Below are 4,358 nucleotides of genomic sequence, written 5' to 3' on the forward strand. Positions count from 1 at the left end.
CTGCTGCTGCAGCCAGTCGCTGGCAACCAGTTTGCGCACGATGCTGTTGCTGTACATGATGATGAAGGGCGTCGACAGCATCGACAGCACCATCGAGGCCAGCACCGGGTTCGCCAGCCAGGCCGGCAGCAGGTCCTGGCCCTGGGCCAGCGCCAGCAGCACGAAGCCGAACTCACCGGCCTGCGCCAGGTAGAGGCCGGTGCGCAGCGACACGCCGGCGGTGGCGCCGAGCCCGCGCGCCAGCGCCGTCACCAGCGCCAGCTTGAAGGCCAGCGGCAGCAGCAGCAACGCTGCGACCAGCGCCCAGCGCTCGACCACCACGTGCCAGTCGAGCGACATCCCGATGGTGATGAAGAAAAGGCCCAGCAGCACGTCGTGAAAGGGCCGGATGTCGGTTTCGACCTGGTGCTTGAATTCGGTTTCCGACACCAGCATGCCGGCCACGAAGGCGCCCAGCGCCAGGCTCAGGCCGGCGAGCTCGGTCAGCCAGGCCAGGCCCAGTGTGATCAGCAGCAGGTTGAGCATGAAGAGCTCCTCGCTGCGCCGGCGCGCCACCAGCGTGAGCCACCAGCGCATCACGCGCGGGCCGCCATACATCAGCACGGCGATCAGGAAGCCGGCCTTCAGCAGTGCCAGGCCAAGCGCCTTCAGCAGCGCTTCCGGCGGTGCGCCCAACGCGGGGATCAGCACCAGCAGCGGCACCACCGCGAGATCCTGGAACAGCAGCACGCCCATCACGCGCTTGCCGTGCTCGCTGTCGATTTCGAGGCGCTCGGCCATCAGCTTGACCACGATCGCCGTGCTGCTCATCGTGAGCGCGCCCGAGAACACCAGCGCGGCCTGCCAGTCCAGCCGCCATGCGGCCGGCAGCCAGGAGGAAATCAGCAACGCACCGCCGGTGGCGACCGCGATGGTCAGCATCACCTGCAGCAACCCGAGGCCGAAGACATGCAGACGCATCGCGCGCAGCTTGGGCAGGCTGAACTCCAGGCCGATCACGAACATCAGGAAGACGACGCCGAACTCGCCCAGGTGCCGGATGCCTTCCGAGTTCTGGGCCAGCGCCAGCGCGTGCGGACCGATCAGGACGCCGGCCGACAGATAGCCGAGCATCGGCGGCAGCCTGAGCGAGCGGCAGATCACCACGCCGATCACCGCAGCGAGCAAATACATCAGCGTGAGATCGAGCGAGGACATGGCCTGCATGCTAGCAACACGCTTGCCTGCATCCGGGGCGAATTCGTCCTCGCGGCCGCCATGGCATGCCCGGCCGATAAAATCCGCCGATGAGCTCCCGCCCTCCCGTGATCCCCGTGACCGACCCCGAAGCGCTGCTGGCGCGCGCCCGGACGACCTTCGACATCGAAGCGGCGGCGGTGCTCGGCCTCAAGGACCGACTCGGGCCGTCCTTTCCTGCGGCGGTGCAGAAGATCCTCGAGGTGCGCGGCCGCGTGGTCGTCATGGGCATGGGCAAGAGCGGCCATGTCGGCCGCAAGATCGCGGCCACGCTCGCTTCGACCGGCACGCCGGCGATGTTCGTGCACCCGGCCGAGGCCAGCCATGGCGACCTCGGCATGATCAAGGCGGTCGACCTGGTGCTGGCCATCTCCAACAGCGGCGAAGTGGAGGAACTCACCACCATCCTGCCGGTGGTCAAGCGCCAGGGCGTACCCCTGATCGCGATGACCGGCCGGCGCGACTCGACGCTGGCGCGCCATGCCGACATCGTGCTGGACAGCGGCGTCGAGAAGGAAGCCTGCCCGCTCAACCTGGCGCCGACCGCGAGCACCACCGCGCAGATGGCGCTGGGCGATGCGCTGGCGGTGGCGCTGCTCGATGCGCGCGGCTTCGGCACCGAGGACTTCGCCCGCTCGCACCCCGGCGGTGCCCTGGGCCGCAAGCTCCTGACCCACGTCAGCGATGTCATGCGTTCGGACGAGGAGGTGCCGCGCGTCGGTCCTGAAGCCAGCCTGAGCGAAATCATGCGTGAAATGAGTTCCAAGGGGCTTGGTGCGACCGCGGTGGTCGGACCCGACGGCCGCGCGATCGGCATCTTCACGGACGGCGACCTGCGCCGCAAGGTCGAGACCGGCGCCGACCTGCGCGCCCTCACGGCGGCCGACGTGATGCACGCCGGTCCTCGTACGCTGCGCGCCGATGCGCTGGCCGCCGAAGCGGCCGATCTGATGGAGCAGCATCGCATCACGAGCGTGCTGGTGGTCGACGCCGCAGGTGTCCTCATCGGCGCGCTCAGCATCAACGATCTGATGCGCGCGAAAGTCATCTGATGGGCATCGACTTCAAGCCCGAGACCCTGCTCGCCGCCCAGGACATCCGCATCGCCTTCTTCGACATCGACGGCGTGCTGACCGATGGCGGCGTCTACTTCACAGAGCATGGCGAAACGCTCAAGCGCTTCAGCATCCTGGACGGCTACGGCCTCAAGTTGCTGCGCACGGCCGGCATCACACCGGCCGTGATCACGGGCCGGGACTCGAAGCCGCTGCGCGTGCGCCTGCAGGCGCTGGGCATCGATCACGTGCGCTACGGCACCGAGGACAAGCTGCCGGCCGCCGAGGCCATGCTGGCGCAACTCGGCTTCGACTGGTCCCAGGCCGCCGCGATCGGCGACGACTGGCCCGACCTGCCGGTGCTCTCGCGCGTCGCTTTCCCGGCCGCGCCGGCCAACGCCCATGCCGAGGTGCGCGCCATTGCGCGCCACGTGACCGCGGCGCGCGGCGGCGAAGGCGCGGCGCGCGAATTCTGCGACCTGCTCCTGACTGCTGGCGGTCACTACCGGCGGCTGCTGGACCAGGCGCGGGGCTTCACCGAATGAAGTCGACCTGGAGCGTTCTGCGCGATGCCTTCGACCGCCTGACGATCTACCTGCCGATCATCCTGGCCGCGGTGCTCGCGCTGGGTACCTACTGGCTGGTGCGCAATGCGCCGGAATTCCTCGCGCCCGTGCCCAAGGAGGCGCCGACGCACGAACCCGACTATTTCATGCGCGGCTTCTCGGTGAAGAACTTCCTCCCCAACGGCGACCTGCGCAGCGAGGTGTTCGGCAAAGAGGGGCGGCACTACCCGGACACCGACACCCTCGAGGTGGATCAGGTGCGCTGGCGCTCCATTTCGCTCGAGGGGCTGGTCACGCACGGCTCGGCCGATCGCGGCGTGTCGAACGGCGACGGGAGCGAGATCCAGCTCTTCGGCAATGCGATCATCATCCGCGACGCGGCCAAGTCGCAAGACGGAACGCTGCTGCCCCGGCTCGAGTTTCGCGGTGAGTTCCTGCACGCCTTCCTGGACACCGAGCGGGTCAAGTCGAACCAGCCCGTCACCTTGATGCGCGGAACGGACCATTTCACGGCCGATTCGATGGATTACGACAGCCTCACCGGCGTCGCCAATCTGCACGGTCGCGTGCGCGGTCTCCTGATTCCGGCACAGGCCGCACAGCCAGGGCCGAAGCGCTGACGCCATGGACGCGTCAGCCCATCCCCTGCTGTTCGTCACCGGAGCCTCCAGCGGCATCGGCCAGGCGCTGGCGGCGCGCTTCTATCGGGACGGATACCGCCTGGCCCTGGTGGCGCGGCGCACCTCGGAACTCGAGGCCTGGGCGACAGCACGTGGATTGGACGCTGCCCGTTTCAGGATCTATGGCGCGGACGTGGCGAATGTCGACAGCATCGTGGCGGCCGGCACCGCCTGCATCGCGCAGCAGGGTGTGCCCGACGTGGTGATCGCCAACGCCGGCATCAGCATCGGCATGGACACCGCCGAACGCGGCGATCTCGATGTGATGGCCCGGACTTTCGCGACCAACAACCTTGGCCTGGCCGGAACCTTCCACCCCTTCGTCGCCGCCATGGCGGCGCGAGGCAGCGGTCGCCTCGTGGGCATTGCCAGCGTGGCGGCCATCCGCGGGTTGCCCGGGCACGGCGCCTACTGTGCCAGCAAGGCGGGCGTGGTGGCCTATTGCGAAAGCCTGCGCGGCGAGATGCGCGCCAGCGGCGTCAAGGTGGTCACGCTGTGTCCCGGCTATGTCGACACGCCGCTGACGCAGGGAAACCGCTACGGCATGCCCTTCCTGCTGCCGCCGGAGGCGTTCGCCGACCGTGCCTTCCGTGCGATCGAGGCCGGCACCAGCTACCGCGTGATCCCCTGGCAGATGGGCGTGGTCGCCAAGCTCATGCGGATGCTGCCAAATCCCTTGTTCGATCGCGTGGTCCAGGGCCGCGGCCGCAAGCGCCGGGAGGGATAGCTCGCCCCCAGGTTGGCTCACTGCGTGTAGCCGCCCACCCCCTGCCGGGGGCAACACCGGCGGCCCGGCGAAGCCGGTTCCGCGGTGTTTCACC

General features: G+C 68.7%; 5 protein-coding genes. 4 read left to right on the top strand and 1 reads right to left on the bottom strand.

From position 1 onward, the window contains the following. Window positions 1-1,197, bottom strand: a 1,197-nt coding sequence (locus AC1D2K_RS30780) for a cation:proton antiporter (RefSeq protein ID WP_478093735.1), incomplete at its 3' end; no start/stop codon positions are given. Window positions 1,198-1,286: 89 nt separating this feature from the next. Here AC1D2K_RS30780 and AC1D2K_RS30785 point away from each other — a divergent pair. Genes AC1D2K_RS30785 through AC1D2K_RS30800 form a run of 4 tightly spaced genes read left to right on the top strand, consistent with a single transcriptional unit; the run spans window position 1,287 to window position 4,264 of the window. Next, window positions 1,287-2,288, top strand: a complete 1,002-nt coding sequence (locus tag AC1D2K_RS30785) for a KpsF/GutQ family sugar-phosphate isomerase (protein WP_478093737.1) — start codon at window positions 1,287-1,289, stop codon at window positions 2,286-2,288. Further along, a complete protein-coding gene (locus AC1D2K_RS30790) occupies window positions 2,288-2,836 on the top strand; it encodes a KdsC family phosphatase (protein ID WP_478093739.1) in 549 nt (182 codons plus the stop codon). The genes AC1D2K_RS30785 and AC1D2K_RS30790 overlap by 1 nt, the downstream gene beginning before the upstream one ends. Then, window positions 2,833-3,477, top strand: coding sequence for an LPS export ABC transporter periplasmic protein LptC (lptC, locus tag AC1D2K_RS30795; RefSeq protein ID WP_478093741.1), 645 nt, complete (start codon window positions 2,833-2,835; stop codon window positions 3,475-3,477). The genes AC1D2K_RS30790 and lptC overlap by 4 nt, the downstream gene beginning before the upstream one ends. A 4-nt stretch (window positions 3,478-3,481) precedes the next feature. Continuing rightward, window positions 3,482-4,264 (top strand): SDR family oxidoreductase, encoded by a 783-nt coding sequence (locus tag AC1D2K_RS30800; RefSeq protein WP_478093743.1) that lies wholly within the window; start codon window positions 3,482-3,484, stop codon window positions 4,262-4,264. Window positions 4,265-4,358: the final 94 nt, after the last annotated feature.

The sequence above is a fragment of the Variovorax sp. P1_H12_2 genome, from assembly GCF_056405335.1.